The organism is Streptomyces sp. NPDC001544 (genome assembly GCF_042894285.1).
Classification (GTDB): domain Bacteria; phylum Actinomycetota; class Actinomycetes; order Streptomycetales; family Streptomycetaceae; genus Streptomyces.
Genome location: NZ_JBIAVN010000015.1, coordinates 129160 through 152134 on the forward strand (window position 1 = coordinate 129160; position 22975 = coordinate 152134).

The 22975-nt window shown below is 74.0% G+C and carries 11 protein-coding genes, 1 tRNA gene and 1 pseudogene; 7 read left to right on the top strand and 6 right to left on the bottom strand.

Going from position 1 to position 22975, the window contains the following annotated elements; all coding sequences use genetic code 11:
• Positions 1-210: 210 nt before the first annotated feature.
• Both ACFY0F_RS30335 and ACFY0F_RS30340 read right to left on the bottom strand, forming a co-directional pair.
• Entirely contained in the window at positions 211-4488 is a 4278-nt protein-coding gene (locus ACFY0F_RS30335) for a HAMP domain-containing protein (protein WP_388801187.1), read from the bottom strand.
• Positions 4489-4877: 389 nt separating this feature from the next.
• A complete protein-coding gene (locus ACFY0F_RS30340) occupies positions 4878-5855 on the bottom strand; it encodes an alpha/beta hydrolase (protein WP_388801190.1) in 978 nt (325 codons plus the stop codon).
• Positions 5856-6137: 282 nt separating this feature from the next.
• Here ACFY0F_RS30340 and ACFY0F_RS30345 point away from each other — a divergent pair, with 282 nt between their 5' ends.
• Complete coding sequence (locus ACFY0F_RS30345) at positions 6138-7145, top strand: helix-turn-helix domain-containing protein (RefSeq protein ID WP_388801193.1); 1008 nt, start codon at positions 6138-6140, stop codon at positions 7143-7145.
• Positions 7146-7159: 14 nt separating this feature from the next.
• Here ACFY0F_RS30345 and ACFY0F_RS30350 read toward each other — a convergent pair whose 3' ends face one another.
• Entirely contained in the window at positions 7160-8101 is a 942-nt protein-coding gene (locus ACFY0F_RS30350; protein ID WP_388801196.1) for a helix-turn-helix domain-containing protein, read from the bottom strand.
• Between the two features lie 84 nt (positions 8102-8185).
• Between ACFY0F_RS30350 and ACFY0F_RS30355 the strand changes: the two genes are divergently transcribed.
• Positions 8186-10984, top strand: a complete 2799-nt coding sequence (locus tag ACFY0F_RS30355; RefSeq protein WP_388801198.1) for a BREX system ATP-binding domain-containing protein — start codon at positions 8186-8188, stop codon at positions 10982-10984.
• Here ACFY0F_RS30355 and ACFY0F_RS30360 read toward each other — a convergent pair.
• Positions 10890-13727 carry an AAA family ATPase gene (locus ACFY0F_RS30360; protein ID WP_388801201.1) on the bottom strand — a complete coding sequence of 946 codons (2838 nt, stop codon included), beginning with the start codon at positions 13725-13727 and terminating at the stop codon, positions 10890-10892. The genes ACFY0F_RS30355 and ACFY0F_RS30360 overlap by 95 nt on opposite strands.
• Before the next feature lie 236 nt (positions 13728-13963).
• On the opposite strand from ACFY0F_RS30360, the gene ACFY0F_RS30365 reads away from it, so the two are divergent.
• The 4 genes from ACFY0F_RS30365 (at position 13964) to fdh (ending at position 20040) form a co-directional block, all read left to right on the top strand.
• The gene (locus tag ACFY0F_RS30365) at positions 13964-14290 is read left to right on the top strand and encodes an ANTAR domain-containing protein (RefSeq protein WP_388801205.1); all 327 of its coding nucleotides are present in this window, start codon (positions 13964-13966) and stop codon (positions 14288-14290) included.
• Between the two features lie 132 nt (positions 14291-14422).
• Entirely contained in the window at positions 14423-15361 is a 939-nt protein-coding gene (locus tag ACFY0F_RS30370) for a 4Fe-4S dicluster domain-containing protein (RefSeq protein WP_388801208.1), read from the top strand.
• A complete protein-coding gene (nrfD, locus tag ACFY0F_RS30375; protein ID WP_388801211.1) occupies positions 15358-16377 on the top strand; it encodes an NrfD/PsrC family molybdoenzyme membrane anchor subunit in 1020 nt (339 codons plus the stop codon). The genes ACFY0F_RS30370 and nrfD overlap by 4 nt, the downstream gene beginning before the upstream one ends.
• 402 nt (positions 16378-16779) lie before the next feature.
• Positions 16780-20040: a formate dehydrogenase gene (gene fdh, locus ACFY0F_RS30380; RefSeq protein WP_388801214.1), complete on the top strand. Its 3261-nt coding sequence runs from the start codon at positions 16780-16782 to the stop codon at positions 20038-20040.
• Here the strand turns inward: fdh and selD are convergent, their stop codons facing one another.
• Entirely contained in the window at positions 20041-21057 is a 1017-nt protein-coding gene (gene selD, locus ACFY0F_RS30385) for a selenide, water dikinase SelD (RefSeq protein ID WP_388801217.1), read from the bottom strand. It lies immediately after the preceding gene.
• 34 nt (positions 21058-21091) lie between these two features.
• Here selD and ACFY0F_RS30390 point away from each other — a divergent pair.
• Positions 21092-21184 (top strand) — tRNA-Sec (locus ACFY0F_RS30390).
• 35 nt (positions 21185-21219) lie between these two features.
• Here ACFY0F_RS30390 and ACFY0F_RS30395 read toward each other — a convergent pair.
• Positions 21220-22971, bottom strand: a pseudogene (locus tag ACFY0F_RS30395) (SelB C-terminal domain-containing protein); the annotation flags it as partial.
• Positions 22972-22975 lie beyond the last annotated feature (4 nt).

Sequence of the window (22975 nt, forward strand, 5' to 3'; positions counted from 1 at the left end):
GCCTCGTTCCCCGCGCTCTCCGGCGCGTCGCCGTCCTGCCCGGCGTCATGGGACGGCCCGGGTGCGGCGGCCCCGGGGGGCGGCCTGTCGTTCGCCGGCTCGGGGGTCGAGTCGTACGTGGTCACGGTGTGCGGGCTCCTCGGCTGGCGGACGGCCCCGGGGTGTGGCGGCGCGGGGGTGGGGCTGGGACTGGCTCGGGCCTCCTCATGCTCATGCGGGGAGCCAGCGGCGGACGCACGCGACGAGGTCCTGGGTGTCCACCGGCTTGGTGACGTAGTCACTGGCGCCGGAGGCCAGGCTCTTCTCCCGGTCGCCGGGCATCGCCTTGGCGGTCACGGCGATGATCGGCAGATCGGCGTACTGCGGCATCTTCCGGATCTCGGCCGTGGCCGTGTACCCATCCATCTCCGGCATCATCACATCCATCAGTACCAGAGCGATGTCCGGGTTGTTGACCAGGGTCTCGATGCCCTTGCGGCCGTTCTCCGCGTGCAGCACCCGGAACCCCTGGAGTTCGAGGATCCCGCTGAGCGCGAAGAGGTTGCGCGCGTCGTCGTCGACGACGAGGACGGTACGGCCCGCGGCGGTGTCGCTGGTGTCCAGCAGCGGCACCTGTGCCTCCTCGGGGCGTACCAGGGTCAGCACCTCCCCCGGCTCCTCGGTCGACAGGTGCAGGGCGATGCGCTCGCGCAGCTCGTCCAGGCTGTAGAGGTACTCCAACGACCGGCCGTCGGGCCCGGAGCGCCCGGCCGCCTCCCCGACCGGTCCGGCCCGGTGGCCGCTGTGCACCAGGACCGGGACGCTCGCCAGCGCGGAGTCGCCCTGCACGGCGTCCAGGAAGCGCGCCGACTCGCCGTCCGGGGCGCCGAGTTCGACGACGACGCAGTGGCACGGCTCGGCGGCCAGCGCGCCGGCCGCCTCCTGGGCGCCGACGGCGGTGATGATGTCGACGGGGGCGTGCGAGGGGTCACCGTCCCGGACGTGTGCCAGGTCCCTGACCACGCTCTCGGCGACCAGGGTCAGCAGTCCGCGCGGGCGGTCCTCGACGACCAGCAGCCGGCGCGGGCGCCGTCCGGTGCCGGTCCGGATGGCGGCCTCCCTGGGCTCCGGGTCGGCCAGCGCCTCGGCCGGGAGTGTTTCCAGCGCCTTCTGCGGCGGGCGGCCGCCACGCGCCAGCTCCTCGAAGTCCGGCCGGGCCACGGGCAGGTACAGGGTGAACGTGCTGCCCTTGCCGGGGGTGCTGTCCACGGTGACGGCGCCGCCGAGCAGGTGCGCGATCTCCCGGGTGATGGACAGGCCGAGGCCGGTGCCGCCGTACTTGCGGCTCGTGGTGCCGTCGGCCTGCTGGAAGGCGCCGAAGATGGTCTCCAGGTGCTGTTCCGGGATGCCGATGCCGGTGTCCTTCACCCGGAAGGCGACGACACTGCCGCTGCGCAGTACCCCGTTGGGCACCTCGTCGTCCAGGGCCGGTTCGATCCGCAGTTCCACACCGCCGTGTTCGGTGAACTTCACCGCGTTGGAGAGCAGGTTGCGCAGGATCTGGCGCAGCCGGGAGTCGTCGGTGAGCAGGTCGGCGGGTGCGCCGGTCGCCGTGGTGATGGTGAAGTCGAGGCTCTTCTGCGACGTCATCGGCCGGAAGGTGGCCTCGACGTACTCGATGAGCTGGCGCAGCGGGACGCGCTCCGGCGTCACGTCCATCTTGCCCGCCTCGACCTTGGACAGGTCGAGGATGTCGTTGATGAGCTGGAGCAGGTCGGAGCCCGCGGAGTGGATGATCCCCGCGTACTCGACCTGCTTGGGGGTGAGGTTGCGGGACGGGTTCTGGGCGAGCAGCTGGGCGAGGATGAGCAGGCTGTTGAGCGGAGTGCGCAGCTCGTGGCTCATGTTCGCGAGGAACTCGGACTTGTACTTGGAGGCCAGCGACAACTGCTGCGCGCGGGCTTCCAGTTCCTGCCGTGCCTGTTCGATCTGCAGGTTCTTCGCCTCGATGTCCCGGTTCTGCTCGGCCAGCAGCGAGGCCTTCTCCTCGAGTTCGGCGTTGGAGCTCTGGAGCTCCTCCTGCCGGGCCTGCAGCTCGGCCGAGCGTGCCTGGAGTTCGGACGTCAGACGCTGCGACTCGCCCAGCAGCTCGTCGGTTCGGGCGTTGGCGACGATCGTGTTGACGTTGACGCCGATGGTCTCCATCAGCATTTCCAGGAAGTCGCGCTGGATCTTGGCGAAGGGGGTGACGGAGGCCAGCTCGATGACGCCGAGCACCTGGTCCTCGAAGACGATGGGGAGCAGCATCAGCGCGCTCGGCTCGACCTGTCCGAGACCGGAGGAGATGGTGACGTAACCGGCCGGCAGGTCGTCGACGGCGATGGTGCGGCGGCTGCGGGCCGCCTGGCCGACCAGGGAGCGGCCGAAGGGGATCCGGGTGGGACGCGGGTCCTCCTCGGGGCGGCCGTAGGAACCGACGAGCCGCAGCTCGGGTCCGCGGTCCCCGTCGTCGGCGAGGTAGAACGCGCCGTACTGGGCGGACACCAGGGGCACCAGCTCGTCCATGATGAGCTCGGCGACCACGGGCAGGTCGCGGTGGCCCTGCATCAGGCCGGAGATCCGCGCGAGGTTGGTCTTGAGCCAGTCCTGTTCCTGGTTGGCGCGGGTGGTCTCGCGCAGGGACTCCACCATCGAGTTGATGTTGTCCTTGAGCTCGGCCACCTCGCCGGAGGCGTCCACCGTGATGGACCGGGTGAGGTCGCCCTCGGCCACGGCGCTCGCCACCTCGGCGATGGCGCGGACCTGCCGGGTCAGGTTGCCGGCCAGCTCGTTGACGTTCTCGGTGAGGCGCTTCCAGGTGCCGGAGACGCCCTCCACCTCGGCCTGGCCGCCGAGGCGGCCCTCGGTGCCGACCTCGCGGGCCACACGGGTGACCTCGTCGGCGAAGGCCGAGAGCTGGTCGACCATCGTGTTGATGGTGGTCTTCAACTCCAGGATCTCGCCGCGCGCGTCGACGTCGATCTTCTTCGACAGGTCGCCCTTGGCCACGGCGGTCGTCACCAGAGCGATGTTGCGGACCTGGCCGGTGAGGTTGTTGGCCATGGAGTTGACGTTGTCGGTGAGGTCCTTCCAGGTGCCGGCCACGTTCGGCACATGGGCCTGGCCGCCCAGGCGGCCCTCGGTGCCCACCTCACGGGCGACACGGGTGACCTCGTCGGCGAACGCGGAGAGCGTGTCGACCATCGTGTTGATGACGTCGGCGAGCGCCGCGACCTCGCCCTTCGCCTCGACGGTGATCTTCTGCGAAAGGTCGCCCTTGGCCACGGCGGTCGCGACCTGGGCGATGGAGCGCACCTGGCCGGTCAGGTTGGAGGCCATCACGTTGACGTTGTCGGTGAGGTCCTTCCAGGTGCCGGACACCCCTCGCACGATCGCCTGACCGCCGAGGTTGCCGGCCGTGCCGACCTCGCGGGCGACGCGTGTCACCTCGTCGGCGAACGCGGACAGCTGGTCGACCATCGTGTTGATGGTGTTCTTCAGCTCCAGGATCTCGCCCCGCGCGTCGACGGTGATCTTCTGCGAGAGGTCGCCCTTGGCCACGGCGGTCGCGACCTGGGCGATGGAGCGCACCTGGCCGGTCAGGTTGGAGGCCATGAAGTTCACCGAGTCGGTCAGGTCGCGCCAGGTTCCCTTGACGCCCTTGACATCGGCCTGGCCGCCCAGGCGCCCCTCGGTGCCCACCTCGCGGGCCACCCGGGTGACCTCGTCGCCGAACGCGGACAGCTGGTCGACCATCGTGTTGATGGTGTTCTTCAGCTCCAGGATCTCGCCCCGCGCGTCGACGGTGATCTTCTGCGAGAGGTCGCCCTTGGCGACCGCGGTGGTCACCTGGGCGATGTTGCGGACCTGGTTGGTCAGGTTGCCCGCCATGAAGTTCACCGAGTCGGTCAGGTCGCGCCAGACACCGGCGACCCCGGGCACCTGGGCCTGGCCGCCGAGGCGGCCCTCGGTGCCGACCTCGCGGGCGACGCGGGTGACCTCGTCCGCGAACGCCGACAGCTGGTCGACCATCGTGTTGACGGTCTCCTTCAGCTGGAGGATCTCGCCGCGCGCCGGTACGTCGATCTTCTGGGACAGGTCTCCCTTGGCGACGGCCGTCGCCACCTGTGCGATGTCCCGCACCTGGGTGGTGAGGTTGCCCGCCATGGCGTTCACGGAGTCCGTCAGGTCGGCCCAGGTGCCGGACACGCCGGGCACCTCCGCCTGGCCGCCGAGCGTGCCCTCGGTGCCCACCTCCCGGGCCACCCGGGTCACTTCGGAGGTGAACACGGACAACTGGTCGACCATGCCGTTGAACACGGTGGCGATGTCGCCCATGAGCCCGTCGGAGTCGTCGGGCAGTCGCGTCCCGAAGTCGCCGTCCCGGACAGCCGTCAGACCCGCGAGAAGTCGTCTCAGTTCCTGGTCACCCGGGACCGCCTCGGTCACCTCGGTCGCCTTGCCGGCCATGCGTCCCCTCGTTCCGTCCCCAAGAGCCCCAGGTAAGAGACTCGGAACCGTGCCGGGAAGCCTGTGCGGCCCGGCCGATCGTGCGCGCGTTTCCGCAGTTCACGGATGTGTCCGCGGAGTGAAAATACGCCGCAGGCTAACCCACGGGTACGACCTGCGACAAAGCTTCCGGCCATGTTCCCGCTTGCGGAAAGTTCCTGGCCGATGGGCAGGCATGGACAGGGGGAAGCGGGGTACTGGGAAAGATTTTCCCGGGACTGACCCGGAACGGAACCAGGGCGGAACCGAGTCGGAACCGAGTCGGAACCGGGCCGGAATGTGAAGGCGGGGGGCGGCACGCGCGGGCCGCTCGTCGGGGAACGGCTGGAAAAGGCGCCGTCGCGGCGGGTTCAGCCCGCGTGCAGGGCGGCGTGCAGCGTGTCCGTCACCTGGATGCGGGCCGCCCTGGACTCGAGGGTGCCGCGCAGCAGGTCGAACAGGACGAACCCGTGGATCGTGCCGTGGTAGCGGACGGACACGACGGGGACGTCCGCCTCCCTCAGCCGCGCAGCATACGCCTCGCCCTCGTCGCGCAGCACATCGGCCTCGGCGGTGAGGACGAGCGCCGGCGGCACCCCCCGCAGCCGGTGGACGGCCGCGCGCAGCGGGGAGACCGTGTCGTGCGTGCGGGTCAGCGGGTCCGGCGCGTACTGCTGCCAGTAGCCGGACATGGCGGCACGGCCCAGGAAGTACCCTTCGGCGAACTGCCGGTAGGACGGGGTGTCCATGGCCGCGTCGGTCACCGGGCAGACCAGTACCTGGTGGCGCAGGCCGGGGGCGCCGCGCTCCCGTGCCAGGAGGGTGAGGGCGGCCGCGTGCTGGGCGCCGGCGCTCACGCCCACGACGGCCATCCGGGACCCGTCCAGCCGGCATTCTCCGCCGTGCCGGGCTATCCACCTGGCGACGGTGTACGCCCGCTCGACGGCGCCCGGGTGGCGGGCGTCCTCCGGCACGTCGTACTCGGGGACGACCACCGCGGCGTCCGCGCCCAGCACGAGGTCCGCGACCAGTTTCCGGTGCGCGTAGGCGTCGGTGAGCATCCATCCCAGGCCGTGCAGGTACAGGACCACGGGAAGCGGCTCGTCGGCGCCGGCCGGGCGCAGGATCCGCACCCGGATGCGGGTGCCGTCGCCGCCCGGCAGGGCCAGCCACTCCTCCTCCGTGTCGGACTCGTCCCGACCGCCGCCGTTCCACAGCGCCGCCATGCGGGCCCGCGAGACCGCCATGTCCGTGGTCACCGGCGTCGGACAGGCGTACTCCGCGACGAAGGCCCGCGCCCGTCTCTCGAGGACCGGCGTCGCCCGGACGGCCGGAACGTCTTCTTCCACGGGAACTCCTGCCTGGGGGGGCGAACCATGGGCCGTTCGAAGCGGCTTGCGCCGGCACGGTTGACCAACCTAGGGGGCGCTTCGCGGGAAACGGGCGGGGCCACCGTACTCACCCGTGTCGCTGCGTGCACAGTTCGGGTGGCCGGACAGGAATGTGCAGTCATATGACCTACCGCATCCCCTTCCCGCCGTCGAAGAATCGCTTCCACGGGCCGTGGACAGGGTGACCGTCCCCCCTCGCGCCCCGCGCACCGCGATCCTGGACGGCTGAAGGGAGCCCCTGTGAGCGCTCGATCCGAGACGGCCACGGCGCCGGGTGCCGAGGCGTCCCGCGAGGTGGCGGCCACCGTCTCGCGCTGGCTCGCGCCGGTCGTCGAGCACACCCTGCGGGACGGGCCCGCGCGCGGCCGTGTGACGGCGCATCACCTCGGGTACGTACGGATGCTCGCCTGGGAGGCCGGGCCGCTGCGCCTGAGCCGTGGTGCGGGTTCGATCGCACGGGACGCCGGGGACGCGATCGCCCTGGTGGTTCCCGTGCACGGGACGGTCCGGCTGGCGCAGGACGGGCGGGGGGCCTGCCTGGAGGGCGGGCAGCCGGCCCTGCTGGATCTGCGCCGGGCCTTCTCGGTCGAGCAGCGGGACGGGGCGCGGGTGGTCTTCTTCCGCCTGCCGGTGCACGCCCTGCACCTGCCGGTGGCGCGTCTGCGTTCCGTGACCGCCCGCGTCCTCACGGCGTCGGACGTGGCCGCGCTGCTCGCGGTCGTCCTGCCGCATCTGGAGAAGTCGGCCTCCCGGATCCCTCCCGCGGTGGGCGAGCGGCTCGGGGGGATCGTCACGGAGTGGGTGGCCGCCTTGGTCGACGAGCTCACGGCCGACGCGGACGAGCCGGCGGAGACGGGACGCGACCGGCTGGTCACCGCGGTCCGCCAGTACATCGACCGGAATCTGGGGGACCCCGAGCTGTCCGCGGACCGCATCGCCGCGGCGCACCTCATCTCCGTCCGCTATCTGCACCGCCTCTTCCAGGGCGAGGGCATCACCGTGGGGCGGCTGATCCAGCGGCGCCGGGTCGAGGAGTGCGCCCGGGAGCTGGCCCGGCGGGGCCGGGTGAGCCCGTCCGTCTCCGTGGTGGCCGCCCGCTGGGGCTTCGGCAGCGCGGCGCACTTCAGCCGGGCCTTCAAGGCCGTCCACGGCCACGCGCCCCAGCAGTGGCTCCGCCTGGCGGACACCCCGGCCGCTGCGCAGGGCCGCCGCGCCGAGGCCGGGCGAACGTCCGCAGGTACGGCCTGACACACCCCCCGGGGTCACCCACCGTCCGCCTCCCCGGCGCCCCGGACCGGGCGGATCCGGGCCTCGCGCCAGTCGCTGGGTGAGACGCCGTACGCGGCGCGGAAGCTGCGGCTGAAGTGGGTGGCGCTGGCGAAACCCCAGCGGCGGGCGACCGCGGAGACCGTGGTGTCGCTCCGCCCGGGCCGGGCCAGTTCGCGCCGTGCCTCCTCCAGACGGCGGTGCTGGATCCAGCGGCCCACCGTGCTGCCGTGGTCCTCGAAGAGCTTGTGCAGGTAGCGGATCGAGACATGCTGGGCCGCGGCGAGGGTCCCCGGTGTCAGTTCCCGGTCCCACAGGCGCGCGTCCACATGGGCGCGCACCTCCCGGATCAGGTTCTCGCGGTCCTCCCCGCGCTCCCGCGCCGCGGTCTCGGCGTCCTCGACGGCCAGCAGCGCGACCAGCTCGGCGACGGAACCGGCCAGATGGAGGGCCGTCCGCGCGGAGTACGACTGCGCCGCCCCGGCGACCGACCGCACCAGGGACGCCAGCAGCGGTGCCACCGAACCCCCGGCGAACGGCTCCCGGCCGCTCAGGTCACCGGCCTGTGCGTCGCTGAGCGTGAGGGCGTACCGCGGTATCCGCACCAGGTGCAGCGTGAAGTCGCCGGGCGCACGCAGTGCGAAGGGCTCCGCCGCGGCGCCGAGGAACAGGTCGCCGGGCCGGCAGGGCGCGGTGGTCCCCCGGCGGACGAGGTCCGCCGCGCCGGAGGCCTGCAGGCCCAGCAGGAGCGACGGATCGGCGACGGCGCCCGGATCGTGGACGTATGTCCGCGCGGCGCCCCGCACCGTGGACACCTGCAGGAAGCCGAGGCTGTGGGCGGAAACGGGTGGCAGGCTCATACGGATCCCCTGGTCGGCGCGTTCGTACGAGGCCGAGCCTGCGGCGGTCCCGGTGTCCGCGAGGAGGTGTCCCGTCATCCCTGCGGGCACAGGCAAGAGCCGTGCACGCTCGGGCAACGCGGCGGTGCCACGATGGCGCGGGGGAAGGGAGGAGGGGCGACCGTGGGACCGATCGTGGGACAGGGCGGCGGCGACACGTCCCTCGTCGGCCGGCGGCGTGAACGGGCGGTCCTGGCCCGGGCCCTGGACGGCGCGCGGGCCGGGACGGGCGGCTCGGCGACCGTGCTGCGGGGGGACGCCGGGATCGGGAAGACCACGCTGCTGGACTGGACGGCCGCGCGGGCCGCGGAGCAGGGCTTCACGGTGCTGCGGGCGGGGGCCTGCGAGGCGGAGGCCGGCATCGCCTTCGGCGTCCTCCACCAGGTGCTGCGGCCGCTGCTGGAGGGACCGAGGGTACTGCCGCGGCCGCAACGGCACGCGCTGGAGCAGGCCCTGGGCCTGCGGGAGGGGCTGCCCTCCGGCGGTTTCATGGTCGGGGCGTCGGCGCTGGCCCTGCTCGCTCAGGAGGCGGACCGCCGCCCGGTGCTCGTCCTCGTGGACGACCTGCACTGGGCGGACTCGTCGAGCGCCGCCGTCCTGCTCTTCCTGCACCAGCGGATCACCGGCCTGCGCGCGGTCATGGTCTGCGCCGGCCGCCCGGACCGCTCCGCCCTGGAGGGCTGGCCCGCCCACCCGGTGGACGTCGAGGCGCTGTCACGCGTGGAGTCGGGCGTCCTGCTGCGGCGCCGGCATCCGGGGCTGACGGCGGCCGCGGCGGAGCGGGTGATGGACGAGGCGGCCGGCAACCCCCTGGCCCTGGTGGAACTGCCCGGCCAGCTGGCCGGCGAGCACCGCAGGGGCGTCGTCCCACTCCCGGAGCGCCTGTCGCTCGGGCAGCGGCTGGAGGCGCTCTACGTGCGACGGCTGCGTTCGCTGCCCGCCGACGCGGCGCGGCTGCTGCTGCTCACGGCGCTGGACGGCAGCGGAGGCGTCCGGGCGCCCATGTCCGGCGGCCGAGGCGGTGCGGAGCGGACGCTCGGCCACGTGGAGGGCAGCGGGCTGGCCCGGCTGGACCGGACGGGGCGGCTGGTATTCCGGCATCCGCTGGTGCGCAGCGCGGTGATCGACGCCGCCTCGGAGGCGGAACGCCGGAGCGCCCACCGGGCCCTGGCCGAGCGGCTCGCCGACGACGATCCGCGCCGGCTGCTGCACGAGGCGTCGGCCGCGAACGAACCGGACGAACGGCTCGCCGCCCGGCTGCAGGAGGCCGGGTCGCGCATCGCGCTGCGCGGCGGTGACGCGGAGGGCGCGCTGCTGCTGGACCGCGCCGCGGCCCTGAGCGCCGACCCGGCGAACCGGGCGCGGCGGCTGACCCGGGCGGCGGTGATGTCCGCGCGGGGCGGGCGGCTGGCGTACGCCGCGCGACTGGTGCGGGAGCTGCGCCGCGGACCGGTACCGGAGGACGTCGCCCCGCTGTTCGCCTACGCGGTGGTGTACGTCGACCAGAGCCACCACGTCGACTTCGCCTCCTCGTTCTCGCTGCTGCCCCGGGCCCTGGCCGCCCTGACCGCCCCCGGTGGCCCCGGCCTCGGGGACCCCGGCTTCGGTGACCTCGTGGAGCAGATGGTCTTCAAGTTGCTGCTGGCGTCCGTCTACACGGGCGATCCGAAGGGCTGGGAGACGCTGGAACGGTACCGCGAGCACGTCTCCCCCGCGGCCCGGCTGTGCCTGCGCGCCTGGGCGGATCCGCCGCGCACGGCGCACGGGGCGGAGGCGGAGCTGCACGCGCTGGTGGCGCGGATGACGGCCCGTCGGGAGACGGGCCGTGCCTGGCTGCTGCTGTGGACGGCCACCGCGGTCGACGGCGCCGACGCGGACCTGTGGCGGCTCTTCGCCGGGGAGCACGCCTACGCCACCCAGGGGTCCCTGGCGAAGGCGAGGTGTCATCAGGCGTTCCTGCGGGGCCGGTGGGAGACGGCGCAGGACTGTCTGCGTGAGGCCGAGACCGCGGAGGAACTGGGCTACCGCACCAACGCCCTGCTCTTCCGGCACTACTACGCGTACTTCCTGGCGGGCCGCGGTGACGAGCACGGTCTGGCGGAGGTGCGGGCGCGGATCGAACCGGCGGCGTCCCGGGCGGGGATGCGGTTCGTCCTGGACCACCTGGACCACCTCGCCGCCCTCGTCGCCCTGGCCCACGGCCGGCACGAGGAGGCGTACGACCGGCTGCGCCGTCTGATGGCCCCGGGCGAGCTGCCGCGCGGCCTGTCCTGGTTCCATCTGCCGTTCTTCGACTTCGTGACGGCGAGTCTGCGGTGCGGACGGCGGGCGGAGGCGGTGGCGCACGTCGCGGCGGGGCGGGCGGCCCGGATGGACGCCGTCTCGGCGCACCACGCGTTCCTGCTGGCCGCGGCGACCGCGCTGACGGCTCAGGACGCCGCGGCGGACGCGGCGTACGCGGCCGCCTACGCCGTGCCGGGCGCCGGCCGGTGGGCGTTCGACCTGGCCCGGCTGCGGCTCGCGCACGGCTCCTGGCTGCGCCGCCGGGGGCGGCGCGCCGAGGCGGAGGACCGGTTGCGGGCCGCCTGCCGCACCTTCCGCGAACTGGACGCCGTTCCCTGGGAGAACCAGTGCCGGGCCGAACTCGGATCCCTCGGCCCCATCGAGGAGGCCGGCGCGGCCGGCTCCGGCCCGCTCACGGCGCAGGAGCTGCGCATCGCCCGTCTCGTCGCCACGGGGCTGACGAACAAGGAGGTCGCCGCCGAGCTGCGGCTGTCCCCGCGGACGGTCGGGGCGCACCTCTACCGCATCTTCCCGAAACTGGGGATCACCTCACGGGCCGCCCTGGCGCGGGCCCTGCCGGGGGGCTGGGCCGGTTCCGGGGTCCGGCCAGGGCCCGGGCCACTCCGCCGCGGGTCGTGATGCCCAGCTTGGGGAAGATCTTGTAGAGGTGGGCGCCGATGGTCCGCGGCGACAGCCCGAGCCGTTCACCGATCTGACGGTTGGTCAGTCCCTCGGCCGCCAGTTCCGCGATCCGCAGTTCCTGCGCGGACAGCAACGGATGGGGTTCGCCCGCCTCACCGGGTGCCGGGCGGTCCGTCTCCGCCGCGCCGAGCGCGCGGGCGGCCTGCTCGGCCCAGGGCGCGGCTCCGAGCCGGGTGAAGGCGGCCAGTGCGGCGCGGAGGTGGTCAGCGGCGGGTTCGCCCCGGCCCCGCCGGTGCAGCAGGCGGCCGTGGGCGAGGCGGGCCCGGGCGAGCGGAAAGGGCCGGCTTCCGGCGCCCGGGTGGGCGTACACGGCCGCGAACATCCTGTCCGCCTCGTCGTCGGTGGCGGCGAGGGCCTCCGCCACGGCCACCAGGAAGCCGTGGTGCTCCGAGACACGGGCGAGTGCCGACTCCCGGACCGCCCGCAGGTGGCGCCGGGCCTGCGCCGGTCGTCCGCTGTCGACGGCGGCCTGTACCCAGTCGACGAGCGACAGGTGGAACCAGGGGGTGCGGGAGGGGACGGTCCCGGGCGGGGCGAGACGTCGCGCGTACCGCCAGGCGTCCTCGGCCCGGCCGTGGCCGAGCGCGCACAGCACCTGCAGGGCACGCAGTCGTTCGGTGACGGAACGGATGCCCCGCTCCCGCGCCCAGGTGCCCAGGGTGGGTTCCAGCGCGGCGAGCCCGGCGCGGTCCCCGCGGGCGGCGAGCACCTGGGCGACGTTCTGCAGGAACAGCATCTCGTCGAAGGTGCGGCCGTGGGCGGCGGAGGTCTCGGCGCCCCGGCGGGAGACGGTGAGGGAGGCCTCCCAGCGGCCGTGCAGGAAGTCGTCGTGCGCGCGGAGGACGTCGGCGAAGGCCTCGCAGGCGTACGCGGGCCGGCGTGCGAGGCGGTTCCACAGCGCGCGGTGCTCGCCGACGGCGTCCAGGGCGGCGACCGTCCACAGCAGGAGCCGGGCCTCGGGGGTCTGCCGGTCGCCGGGCAGGGCGGCGACCGCCGCGCGCAGCCGGTCGGGTACGTCGTCCGAGGTGCGGCACGGCCCGGACCAGGCCCGCAGGCACAGCGCCGCCGGCCCGGAGGTGTCCGCCGCGTGGTGCTCGGCGGCGGCCCATGCCCGCTCGTCGCCGGTGTGGACGGCGACGAGGACGAGCAGGAGCAGCATCGATGCGCGCAGCGCGCTGTGCGGTTCACCCGCTGCGGGCGCGGCCGGCAGGTCCAGGGCACCGGGCAGCACCTCGATGGCGGGTGCCGGGTCGCCGTCCAGCTGGAGGCGGGTGCAGGCGACGGCGAACGCGTGCAGGGCGGCGGGCTCGGGACGTCCCGGGTGGGCCTCGGACTCGGCTGCGGTGAGCAGGCCCGCCGCCGCGCGCGGCCGTCCGCCGCGCGCGGCCATGGCGGCCGCGGCGACCAGGCGCGCGGCCCGGCCCGCCGGGTCCGGGCTCACGCCGGCCGCCCGCGCCATCATGGCCGCCGCCTCGGCGTGTGTGCCCAGCGCGGCCATGCCGTCGGCCTCCGCGTGCAGCAGCGCGGCCAGTGCGCCGTCGGTGCCGACGGTGGCGGCCGCCAGGTGGGTGAGCCGCCGCGGGCTGCCGGCGGGCAGGGAGTCGGCGAGCAGGCGGTGCGCCGCGCGCCGCTCCGCCGGTGCGGCGCTGTGCAGCAGGCAGGCGCGCACCAGTGGATGGCGGAACACCGGACGGCCCGTCTCCGGGTCGGCGTGCGCCAGCCCGGAGGCCTCGATCGTCTCCTGGAGCTGCGGCCATGACGGCTGCCCGGCAGGGTCCGCGAGCGATCCTCCCAGGGCCGCCACCAGCAGCAGCTGCCGGGCCCCGTCCGGCAGGGCGCGCAGCCGGTCCTCGTAGAGGCGGCCCAGACGTTCGCCCAGGGGCAGTTCGTCGAACAGCTCGGCGATCCCGGCCGTCCAGGTTCCGGGACCGGTGGGGCGGGCCCCGGCCGCCCGGCGCAACTGCGCGGGCAGTTCGTGCAGCGCGAGCGGGTTCCCGGCGGCCGCGGCCAGGACCCGGCGGCGCGTCTCCTCGGGCAGGCCCGGGTGCAGGGTCCGCAGCAGCCGCTCGGCCTGCCGGTCGTCCAGGGGCCCAAGGTCGATCACCCGGCCCGGCAGGTCACCGGTGCCGCCACCGCCCTGCCGGGGCGCGACCCCGGCGGGCCGCGTCGCGGCGATGACGACGACGGGCAGCGGGGCCAGGTGCCGCCGAAGGTGCTCGAACACGGCGACGCTGGACGGGTCGGCCCACTGCAGGTCGTCCAGGAGTACGACGACGGGCAGGCGCGCGGCGGCGCGGACGAGCAGCGTGTGTGCGGCCTCCCCGACCGTGACGGCCGCGGGCGGCGTTCCGTCCCGTACGCCCAACGCGCTCTCCAGCGCGTGCCGCCGGTCCTCCGGCAGGGCCGCGGTGTCGTCCAGCAGCGGCCAGAGCACCTGGTGCAGGGCGGCGAACGGCAGGCCCGACTCCGCCTGGGCGCCGGTCATCCGCAGCACGCGCAGTCCGGCGCCGCGGGCGAGGGTCCCGGCCACGTTCAGCAGAGCCGTCCTGCCCATGCCGGGGTCGCCTCGCAGCGCGACCCAGGTGCCGGTGACGGCGATGTCCGCGAGGACCGACTCGATCACCGCGATCTGCGCGTCGCGTCCGATCGGCCGCGGTCCCGCGTCCGGTCCCCCGGGCATGCCCGCACCGCTCATGGCCCCCCGTACCCGCCCTCTTCCCGCACCGCCCGGCACGTGCCGCTCCCCCGGCCGCCCACCCAGTACACCAGACGGGCGTGCCGGGCGAGACATAGCGCACATGCGTGCGCTCGCGTCAAAGCGCAGTTCAGGGGCAGCAGGAATGGCGATCGGCCGCACTGCAGAAGGGGGACATCATGGCGTTCTTCTCCATTTCCAGGAATCGTCCCCTTGAATTGATGTCGTCGTCCGACCTCGCCATGGAGCACGAGCGGCTGGAGCGAGAGAGCGCGCAGCTCAAGCGGGCCGTCACCTCGCACGCCGTCATCGACCAGGCGATCGGCGTGGTGGTGGCCGTGGGCCGGATCGCGCCGGAGGAGGGCTGGCGCGTCCTCAGGGACGTGTCGCAGCGCACGAACACGAAACTGCGCACCGTCGCCGATCACATCCTGGAGTTCGGGCAGGGGGGCACCCTGCCCGAACCGATCCGCACCGAGGTGAAGCTGGCCCTCGACCGGTACGGGATCCACTGCCGCGCGGAGCCCACGCACGCGCCGGGGCGGTGAGCCGGCCCGGTCCGGCTCCCGGTGCCGTTTCGGGCGAGCGGCGCGCGGGCACCCGTGGCAGGCTCGGAAGAGAGCGCTCCGGGTGCGGGGCGGCACTTCGCCGTGCACGGGCCGCGAGCGAGGAGGCTGCGCATGGACCAGGACAACCAGTGGTACGGTCCGCAGCCGGACGTGGCCCGCGCCGCCGGATACCCCGACGCCCCGCCGCGCATGGGGTTCTTCACGGACACCTCCGTCTGCATCGGCTGCAAGGCGTGCGAGGTGGCCTGCAAGGAGTGGAACGCCGTGCCCGAGGACGGCCTGGAGCTGACGGGCATGTCGTACGACAACACCCAGGGCCTCGGCGCTGACACGTGGCGGCATGTGGCGTTCATCGAGCAGCGCAGGCCGCCGGCCGGTCCGCCGCCCGGGGCGGGCCACGAGGACGTCGACGTCTTCGAGGCGGCGCGTGATCCGGGCGCACCGGCCGGGACGATCGCCCCGGTGGCTCCCGACGGGCGTACCGAGCTGCGCTGGCTGATGTCGTCCGACGTCTGCAAGCACTGCACGCACGCGGCCTGCCTCGACGTGTGTCCCACCGGTTCGCTGTTCCGGACCGAGTTCGGCACGGTGGTCGTCCAGGAGGACATCTGCAACGGCTGCGGGTACTGCGTACCGGCCTGCCCGTACGGTGTCATCGACCAGCGCAAGGGCGACGGACGCGCGTGGAAGTGCACCCTGTGCTACGACCGGCTCGGTGTCGGCATGGAACCGGCCTGTGCCAAGGCGTGCCCGACCGACTCCATCCAGTTCGGGCCGCTGGAGGAACTGCGGGAGAGGGCGGCGGCCCGGGTGGCGCAGTTGCACGCGGCCGGGGTGACGGACGCCCGGCTGTACGGCGAGAGTCCCGAGGACGGGGTCGGCGGCGACGGGGCGTTCTTCCTGCTGCTGGACGAGCCGGAGGTCTACGGTCTGCCGCCCGACCCGGTCGTCACCACGCGGGATCTGCCCGCCATGTGGCGGCACGCCGCGGCAGCCGCCGTCTCGCTCGCGGCGCTGGCCGCCGTCAGCTTCGCCAGGAGGCCGCGATGACCGGCTCCGACGTCACCCGCGACGGTGTGGAGGAGGCGCGGCCGGGGCGGGAGGCCGTGACGGGTGCTCAGCCGGCGGGCCGTCGGCGCCGCCGGAGGCGCGGCGAGCAGCCCATGGTGCCGGACGCGGTGTTCTCGTCGTACTACGGGCAGCCGATCCTGAACAAGCCGACGTGGAAGCCCCTCGACATCGCCGGGTACCTCTATCTCGGCGGGCTCGCGGGATCCTCCTCGCTGCTCGCCGCCGGGGCGCAGGCCACCGGACGGCCGGCGCTGGCCCGGGCGGCGAAGCTGGGTGCGGCCGGCTCGATCACGCTCTCGCTGGGCGCGCTCGTCCACGACCTGGGGCGGCCCACCCGGTTCCTGAACATGCTGCGCGTCTTCAAGCCCACGTCGCCGATGAGCGTGGGGTCGTGGCTGCTGAGCGGGTACGCGCCGCTCACTGCGGTGGCGGCGGCCACCGATGTCGCGGGCCGCTACCGGCTCGTCGGCTCCGCGGCCACGGCGGCGTCCGCCGTCCTCGGTCCGGCGGTCGTCACGTACACCGCCGTGCTGATCGCGGACACCGCCGTGCCGTCCTGGCACGAGGGCTTCCGGGAGCTGCCGTTCGTCTTCGCGGGGTCCGGTGCGAGCGCGGCGGCCGGGCTGGCCCTGCTGGGCGTCCCGACGGCCCAGACGGGGCCCGCGCGCCGCATGGCGCTCCTCGGGGCCGCGCTGGAACTGGGCGCCTTCCGGGCGATGAAGCGGCGCATGGGTCTGGTCGCCGAGCCCTACGAGAAGGGCCGGGCGCACGCGCTGCTGCGCACGGCGGAGCTGCTGACGGTGAGCGGCGCCGCGCTGGCGGCCTGCGCGGGACGGTACCGGGACCGGCGACTGGCGGCGGCGGCCGGAGCGGCCCTGCTCACGGGTTCCGCCGCGCTGCGGTTCGGCGTCTTCCACGCCGGGGTCGTCTCCGCGCAGGACCCCAAGTACACGGTCGTGCCCCAGCGGGAGCGGCTGGCGGCCCCCGCCGACTGACGGCCGCCGGAGCACCCGGCAGCGGAAGCCGCACCCCGGCTTCACCCACCGGCGTCACCACGCCGGGGCCACCACCACGCAGCACCCGGAACACAACCGAACCGCGGCACGCCCGGACGGCGCACCCACGCCGACCGACGATCCCCGCAGCACCCGAGCGGAAGCCGCAGACCGGCCCCGCCCCGGGACGATGCCCCGCGCGGGAACCGACACGTCGACCGCAGCCCCGCGCGGGCACCGGCGGGCACCCGGCCGTACCTCGGCTGACGAGTGCCGTTTCGGTGGTCGTCCGCGGGGTACCTGGCAGCGGATGCCGGGTCGGCCCCGCCGCGGGACAATGCCTTCAGGGGAAGCGGTGCCGTCGGCCGCGGCACCGGCACCGGCACCGGAAGGGCGGGAGGCATGGGCGTACGCACATGGATCGACTCCTGGCCGGTCTACCGCCAGCTCACGGGCACCGACCCGCTGGGCCGGGGGGCCGCCGCCAAGAGCGGGACCAGTGCGCGCCTCACCCCCCGGGTGGCTTCCGCCGACCGCGTGGTGAAGTCGGTGTGCCCGTACTGTGCGGTGGGCTGCGCCCAGAACGTCTACGTCCAGGACGGGCGGGTCACCCAGATCGAGGGCGACCCCGACTCCCCCATCTCGCGCGGGCGGCTGTGCCCGAAGGGCTCGGCGAGCCTCCAGCTCACCACCGGTGACGCCCGCGAGTACCAGGTGCTCCACCGGCGCCCGCACGGCACCGAGTGGGAGCATCTCGACCTCGGCACGGCGATGGACATGATCGCCGACCGGGTGATCGCGGCACGCCGGGACGGCTGGCAGTGGGAGGTCGACGAGACCCGCACGCGGCGCACCCTCGGCATCGCCAGCCTGGGCGGGGCGACGCTGGACAACGAGGAGAACTACCTGCTCAAGAAGTTGTTCACGGCGCTCGGGGCGATCCAGATCGAGAACCAGGCCCGTATTTGACACTCCGCCACCGTTCCCAGTCTGGGAACCTCGTTCGGACGCGGCGGCGCGACCACATTCCAACAGGACCTGCAGAACTCCGACTGCATCATCATCCAGGGCTCGAACGCGGCCGAGTGCCACCCGGTCGGGTTCCAGTGGGTGGTGGAGGCCAAGGCCCGCGGTGCGAAGGTGCTCCACGTCGACCCGCGGTTCACCCGGACCAGCGCGCTGTCCGACCTGCACGTGCCGCTGCGCGCCGGCTCGGACATCGCCTTCCTCGGCGGGATCATCAAGTACGTCCTGGACCACGGCAAGTACTTCCGTGACTACGTCGTGGCCTACACCAACGCGCCGGTGATCCTGCGGGAGGACTTCCGCGACACCGAGGACCTCGACGGGGTCTTCTCCGGCCTCGACACCGACACCCGCAGCTACGACAACAGCAGCTGGCAGTACGAGGGCCTGGAGGTGGCGGCCGCCGCGGGCCAGCGCGACCGGCACTACGAGGAACGCACCCGCGGCGGCAGCTCGGTGAGCGAGGCCGCGCACGGCGAGGCGCACGGCTCCGGCGGTGCCACCCTCGGTGGGGGCGAACCCGAGCGCGACGAGACACTGACCCACCCCCGCTGCGTCTTCCAGGTGCTCAAGCGGCACTACTCCCGCTACACACCGGAGATGGTCGAGCAGGTGTGCGGGGTGCCACAGGACCTCTTCCGCCAGGTGTGCGAGCTCGTCACGGAGAACTCCGGCCGGGACCGGACGACGGCCTTCGTCTACGCGGTCGGCTGGACCCAGCACACGGTGGGCGTCCAGTACATCCGCGCGGCCTCCGTCCTGCAGAGCCTGCTCGGCAACATCGGCCGGCCGGGCGGCGGCATCCTCGCGCTGCGCGGGCACGCCTCCATCCAGGGGTCCACGGACATCCCCACCCTGTTCAACCTGCTCCCCGGCTACATCCCGATGCCGCACGCCCAGCAGAACCAGGACCTGGAGTCCTTCGTACGGGCGGACGCGGCGCCCAAGGGTTACTGGGGCAACATGCGCTCCTACCTGGTGAGCCTGCTCAAGGCGTACTGGGGTGACGCCGCGACCGCGGACAACGACTTCTGCTTCGACTACCTGCCGCGCCTGACGGGCTCCCACTCGACCTACGAGACCGTCATGGCCCAGCTGGAGGGCATCTGCAAGGGCTACTTCCTCATGGGTGAGAACCCGGCCGTCGGCTCGGCCAACTCCAAGCTGCAGCGGCTGGGCATGGCCAACCTGGACTGGCTCGTCGTACGGGACTTCTCCCTCATCGAGTCGGCCACCTGGTGGAAGGACGGCCCGGAGATCGAGACGGGTGAGATGCGCACCGAGGACATCCGCACCGAGGTGTTCTTCCTGCCGGCCGCCGCGCACACCGAGAAGGACGGCAGCTTCACCAACACCCAGCGGCTGCTGCAGTGGCACCACCAGGCGGTCGAGCCGTCCGGCGAGGCGCGCAGCGACCTGTGGTTCACCTACCACCTCGGACGGATCATCCGGGAGAAGCTCGCCGGGTCCACCGATCCGATGGACCGGCCGGTGCTCGACCTGGCCTGGGACTACCCCACCAGGGGCTCCCAGGCCGAACCGGACGCGGAGGCCGTCCTCGCCGAGATCAACGGCCGCGACGCCCACGGTGCCCCGCTCTCGTCGTACGAGCAGCTGCGCCCCGACGGCTCCACCGCCTGCGGCTGCTGGATCTACTGCGGGGTGTACGCCGACGGCGTCAACCAGGCCGCCCGCCGCAAGCCGGGCCAGGAGCAGGACTGGGTCGCGGCCCAGTGGGCCTGGGCCTGGCCGGCCAACCGGCGCATCCTGTACAACCGGGCCTCGGCCGACCCGGACGGCAAACCCTGGAGCGAGCGCAAGGCACTGGTGTGGTGGGACGCGGAGCAGGGGCAGTGGACCGGCCACGACGTCCCCGACTTCAAGAAGGACAAGTCCCCCGGCCACCGGCCGCCACCGGACGCGGAGGGCCCCGAGGCGCTGTCCGGCACGGATCCGTTCATCATGCAGGCCGACGGCAAGGCCTGGCTGTACGCACCGTCCGGGCTGACCGACGGTCCGCTGCCGACGCACTACGAGCCGCAGGACTCGCCGTTCCCCAACCTGCTGTACGGCCGGCAGCGCAACCCGGTGCGGCACTTGCTGCCGCCGCACGTGGACAACCGCTACCAGCCCAGTGCCGACGAGCCGGGTTCGGAGGTGTTCCCGTACGTCGCCACGACCTACCGGCTCACCGAGCACCACACGGCGGGCGGCATGTCCCGCTGGCAGCCCTATCTGGCCGAACTCCAGCCGGAGTTCTTCTGCGAGGTGTCGCCGGAACTCGCCGCGGAACGCGGCCTGGAGCACACCGGCTGGGCGATGATCGTCAGCGCCCGTGCCGTCATCGAGGCGCGGGTGCTGGTCACCAACCGCATCCAGCCGCTGACCGTGCAGGGGCGCACCCTGCACCAGGTCGGGCTGCCCTACCACTGGGGGCCGAACGGCTACAGCACCGGCGACGCGGCCAACGAACTGGTGCACCTGTCCCTGGACCCGAACACCCACATCCAGGAGACGAAGGCGTTCGCCGTGGACATCAGGCCGGGGCGCCGGCCCCGGGGCCCTGCGGCCGTGGAGCTGGTGCGGGTCTACCGGGCGCGGGCGGGCATCGACGAGCACACCGGCAGGGAGCCGTGATCACCTCAGCACGATCGAGTGGGTGCCGCGCGGCACCAGCTCCCCGACCACCGGTGCTCCGGGCACCTCCCCGGCCACCAGCAGCCCGCCCGAGGTCTGGGCGTCGGCCAGCAGCAGCCGGGTGTCGGCGTCCGTCTCCCCGAAGTCGGTGAACGGCGCGACCCACTCCAGGTTGCGCCGGGTGCCGCCGCTGACGTACCCGTCGCGTACTGCCTCCCGGGCGCCCTCCAGGTACGGCACGGCGGCCGTGTCGATCACGGCGGTCACCTCGGAGGCCCGGGCCAGCTTGTGCAGGTGCCCGAGGAACCCGAAACCGGTGACGTCGGTGGCACAGTCCGCCCCGGCCGCCAGGGCGGCGACGGAGGCGTCCCGGTTCAGGGCCGTCATCGTGGCGATCGCCTGCTCGAACCGCTCCCCGGTGGCCTTGTGACGGTTGTTCAGCACTCCCAGGCCGAGGGGTTTGGTCAGGGACAGCGGCAGACCGGGCCGGCCGGTGTCGTTGCGCAGCAGCCGAGCCGGGTCGGCGAGACCCGTGACGGCCATGCCGTACTTGGGCTCCGGGTCGTCGACGCTGTGCCCTCCGCCGACGTGACAGCCCGCCTCCGCGGCCACGTCCAGTCCGCCACGCAGCACCTCGCGGGCCAGTTCGAAGGGCAGCCGGTCGCGGGGCCAGGCCAGCAGGTTGACGGCGAGGAGTGGCCGGCCCCCCATCGCGTAGACGTCCGACAGGGCGTTGGCGGCGGCGATGCGCCCCCAGTCGTAGGGGTCGTCGACGACCGGCGTGAAGAAGTCGGCGGTGGACACCACGGCCGTGTTCTCCTGCCCCGGGAGCGCGACGACGGCCGCGTCGTCACCGGTGGCGAGCCCGACCAGCAGCGGGCTGTCCACCCCGGTGAGCGACGGTGCCGTCAGACCGCTGACGACCGCTTCCAGCTCTCCGGGCGGGATCTTGCAGGCACAGCCGCCGCCGTGGGCGAACTGCGTGAGCCGGACGGCTGCTTGGCGGGTCGGTGTCATACCGGTCTCCTGGGGAACTAGCCTGGCGGTCGGTGGAGGCGTGTGGGTGCCTGGTGGCCCTCCCGGTCTTCAAAACCGAGGTGCCCGAGGATCTCGGGCAGGCGGGTTCGATTCCCGTCCGCCTCCGCTCCCCGGAGCGCCCCGGCAGCGCCGGTGCCGGTCGTCCACGCGCTCGGTGCGGCCATGGGCGTCCAGGAACTCCAGCAGCGGCACGGCCACCCGGCGCGTGGTGTCGAGTGCCCGGCGGGCCTCGCTCAAGGTGAACGGCTGGGGAAGCCCGCGCAGCACGGCCACGGCCTGGTCGTCCGCGCCGGGGAGCAGCACCACGCCGTCGGCGACCTTCAGCAGCGCGCCCGCCGAGACGGCGGCGGCCAGCGCCTTGCGGGTCAGCCCCAGCCGCGTCAGCCGGTCCGCCTCGGGGGCGCGGAAGGGCGCGCCGGCCAGGTCCCGGCGTACGGCGTCGACGGCCGCCGCGATCGGCGGTGGCAGCGCCGGACGGGTGCTGGCGGGTCCGTACAGGCGTCCCTGGCGGCTGGTCAGCCGTGGCTCGCCGGGGCCGCCGGCGAGGGCGTCGACCAGGGCCCGGTCGGGCAGGCCCAGCAGGTGGCGGGCGGCCTCGGTGGGCAGTCCCGGTTCCAGGGGGTGGTCCCTGGCGTGCCGGTCCACCTCCGCGACCAGGCGCTCCCGCAGCGCCGTCCAGTGGGCCTCGTCGGCCAGCCAGTCCCCGGCCACGGAAACGACGGGGGGCGGGACGCCCATGGCGAGCAGCTCCGAGCGGCGTACCAGCCGGCGTCTGCGCAGCTCCGCCGCGCCGTCCGGGCTGCCGGTCATGGTCGCGAGCTGCGCCGCCCGGGCGCGTCCCGCCCCACGCCGGGTCAGCCGTGGCGGCCGTACGTCCAGCACGGTCACCCCGCAGGGGGTGCGGCTGCCGCCCGGTTCGCGCAGTACCGCCCGGTCACCCACCCGCAGGGGCAGGGGGCGGGCCAGGGTGAGCCGGGCGGTGTCCGGCCCGAGCGGGCGGACCGTCACCGGGACCCCGGCGGTGCCGATGTGCAGGGTGACCGTCCGGGGCAGGTCCTCGACCGGCTCGCCCACGATCCGGGCGTCCACCAGGCCGGTGGTCAGCCAGCGGCCGGGGGCCAGCAGCACCTGTCCGCGCCCGAGCCCGCCGTCCGAGGGGCCGCCGTGCACGTTGACGGCCACCCGCGCCACACCGCTGACCTCGGTCCGCCTCTCGTGCAGGCACTGCAGGCCCCGCACCCTCAGTTCGGTGGGGCCGTCCCCCGTGACGAGGCGGTCACCGACCCGGAGCGTGCCCGCACCGAGGGTCCCCGTCACGACGGTTCCGTGGCCCCGGACGGTGAAGGACCGGTCCAGCCACAGCCGCACGTCCGCGTCGGCCGACGGCACGGGCAACGCCCCGGCCAGCCGGGCCAGTTCGGCACGCAGGTCGTCCAGACCGGTGCCGGTCACCGCGCTCACCGCGACCGACGGCACCTTGCCGAGAGAGGTCGCCGCCATGCGCTCGGCGGCTTCGGCGCGCACCGGCTCCGGGTCCGCCAGGTCGCTGCGGGTCACCGCGAGCACGGCGTGCCGCACGCCGAGCGCGTCCAGGATCGCCAGGTGCTCCTCGGACTGCTGCTGCCAGCCCTGGTCCGCGGCCACCACGAACAGGACCGCGGGCACGGGCCCCACCCCGGCCAGCATGGTCGCGACGAACCGCTCGTGGCCCGGCACGTCGACGAAGGCGAGATGCTCACCGTCCGGCGGGAGCCGGGTCCAGACGAAGCCGAGGTCCAGGGTCAGTCCGCGGCGCCGCTCCTCCTCGAACCGGTCGGGTTCCATCCCGGTCAGCGCCCTCACCAGCGCCGACTTGCCGTGGTCGACGTGTCCGGCGGTGGCCAGCACCCGCATGGCG

What these genes read in the sequence shown, in the direction of transcription:
- ACFY0F_RS30335 (WP_388801187.1), bottom strand. Translation starts at nt 4,488, where the DNA reads ATGGCCGGCAAGGCGACCGAGGTGACCGAGGCGGTCCCGGGTGACCAG.
- ACFY0F_RS30350 (WP_388801196.1), bottom strand. Translation starts at nt 8,101, where the DNA reads ATGACGGGACACCTCCTCGCGGACACCGGGACCGCCGCAGGCTCGGCC.
- ACFY0F_RS30360 (WP_388801201.1), bottom strand. Translation starts at nt 13,727, where the DNA reads ATGCCCGGGGGACCGGACGCGGGACCGCGGCCGATCGGACGCGACGCG.
- ACFY0F_RS30365 (WP_388801205.1), top strand. Translation starts at nt 13,964, where the DNA reads ATGTCGTCGTCCGACCTCGCCATGGAGCACGAGCGGCTGGAGCGAGAG.
- ACFY0F_RS30370 (WP_388801208.1), top strand. Translation starts at nt 14,423, where the DNA reads ATGGACCAGGACAACCAGTGGTACGGTCCGCAGCCGGACGTGGCCCGC.
- nrfD (WP_388801211.1), top strand. Translation starts at nt 15,358, where the DNA reads ATGACCGGCTCCGACGTCACCCGCGACGGTGTGGAGGAGGCGCGGCCG.
- selD (WP_388801217.1), bottom strand. Translation starts at nt 21,057, where the DNA reads ATGACACCGACCCGCCAAGCAGCCGTCCGGCTCACGCAGTTCGCCCAC.